This is a genomic window from Paenibacillus sp. OT2-17, from assembly GCF_009827695.1.
Classification (GTDB): domain Bacteria; phylum Bacillota; class Bacilli; order Paenibacillales; family Paenibacillaceae; genus Paenibacillus; species Paenibacillus polymyxa_B.
In genome coordinates this window covers 1-1844 of sequence record NZ_WUDQ01000664.1, presented here as the reverse complement: position 1 = coordinate 1844, position 1844 = coordinate 1, and the positions used below count along the sequence as shown (strand labels likewise).

The 1844-nt window shown below is 42.8% G+C and carries 2 pseudogenes; one reads left to right on the top strand and one right to left on the bottom strand.

From position 1 onward, the window contains the following. Window positions 1–32 precede the first annotated feature (32 nt). Window positions 33–901, bottom strand: a pseudogene (locus GRP75_RS25865) (aminoglycoside 6-adenylyltransferase). Between the two features lie 405 nt (window positions 902–1306). Here GRP75_RS25865 and GRP75_RS25860 point away from each other — a divergent pair. Further along, window positions 1307–1844: pseudogene (locus tag GRP75_RS25860) on the top strand (GNAT family N-acetyltransferase); the annotation flags it as partial.

Sequence of the window (1844 nt, the reverse complement as noted above, 5' to 3'; positions counted from 1 at the left end):
CACATATAAATCAAGTGCCGACTGGTTTTTTATCAATAAATGTCCTTAGCATCTGCTGGGAGAGCTTTTACGTGATGGAGATAGTTCGTAACACGTTGATCGTCCAGAGTTGGATATTCGTAACCATAATGGTTCGCTACTTCCAACGCAACTTCTCTAAATAAATTTCCCATGATAAAAAGAGACTGCCACATATGTTCATAATCTGCATCCGCAAACGTTTGGATGTAGAGTGCCCAAAGTCCAGGTTCAAGGTGGTTCTCAAAATATTTTCCCTGTTTACCCGGGTCTGCCGCGAAGTCTGTTCGTATACCAATATGCCATTCCAGCATCAAGTGAAACGCATCTCTCACAGGCCGATCCAGCATAAATTTGGCATAGGGCAGTTCCTGTCGCCATAATCCTTTAGCCACATAGGTACTGACCCACCAGAACTCGTTGCAGGAATTCGCATAGACTTGGGCAGTTGGAGGTATCGTCTTATAATCTTGAAGACTTGGCGGTGGGAAAGGCTGCACAAGCCCGTCTTTATCCAGCAGCAGTACACTTAAGCTGTCTCGGGTCCAATTGGTGATGTTATTCGCAGGGTAGAGTGTAAGATCTATGCGATTGCCGTCTGTAAATAACATGAGAAAAGCAAAGCGATCACGGGGCATCGGAGCAGGTTCCATATGCTCATCGGGCGTCTGCATAATGATCAATTCACCAAAATGGTTGATCCAGCGACGTTCCTGAATAAAGCTGTCCATGGAGGATACGAGAAAGACGATATCATAATCCTGAAAAATGTCCCGTGGAGCATGTGGATTGGCGCGTGAACCATTCAGAATCACGGCACGTACCCGTTCGTCCTCTTGAGCAAAATGGAGAAGGTATGAAGCATTTCATGTTCACTTCTCATAATAGTTGTCTCCACAAGCGGTATCTAAAGGAGAAAAACGTGGACAAGGGAGCAATAGAAATAATGGCCACTAGCTCAAGGATCATCAAGGAAAACAACCTCCTGTAAGTTCTTTTATCTGGGAAAAGTCTCCTATCCTTACAATAGCCTATACACAGAAGCCATTCAATTGTGCTGCCGAGGCCTTCTTCATTACCAGAAGTACACTTGACCGAATTGTATGTTTTATCCATAATGAAGCGAGGCATCAAGTACAGACCATCTTAGAGCCTAATCCTCTAATGCGTTTAAAGGAGTGATGATGTTTGAATACGAACAAACAAATCAAAAAGCTTATGAGAGATTTATGTATTTAGATGAATAAGAAAGAATCTCTCATAGGCTTATGGGAGGCAAATCGGACAGATGTGTGCTCATCACATGATTAAAGGAATAGAACTCGCGGAATCTTATTTTTATAAGGCATTCGGTCTTTTTATTACAATGAAGCATCACATATTGATTCAAGGTGTTATTAGCGGCACCATACCGGGTAGAATTTTTTTATCTAATAATGGGGATACCGCTGTATTGAGCAACCCCCAAGACATTTTTCTGGGAGGAAGTCCGGACAATAAAGCCTTTTTAAAAGAAATCAACATGTTGCTTCAAGAAATCCTGTTGCCTCAACTTGCATCTAAAGGAAAATTAGACTACGTGCTATATTACCCGACAGATGAGAAGTGGGAAGCTGCTCTTGAAACCGTGATGAAGGATTTACGGCCTATGAAGAGTGGACGAATGACGTTTACTCAGCATTTGGACGGTATAGCTAACCCGCTTGGAGAGGATATCGTAGCAATAGATCGTGAACTATTAAAGCAGCGGCATCTGACCGTAATTGTAGAGGTGCTGAGTTTTAAGACTTGGTACCTACCGCAAGCATATGCGGGCTCATACCGAT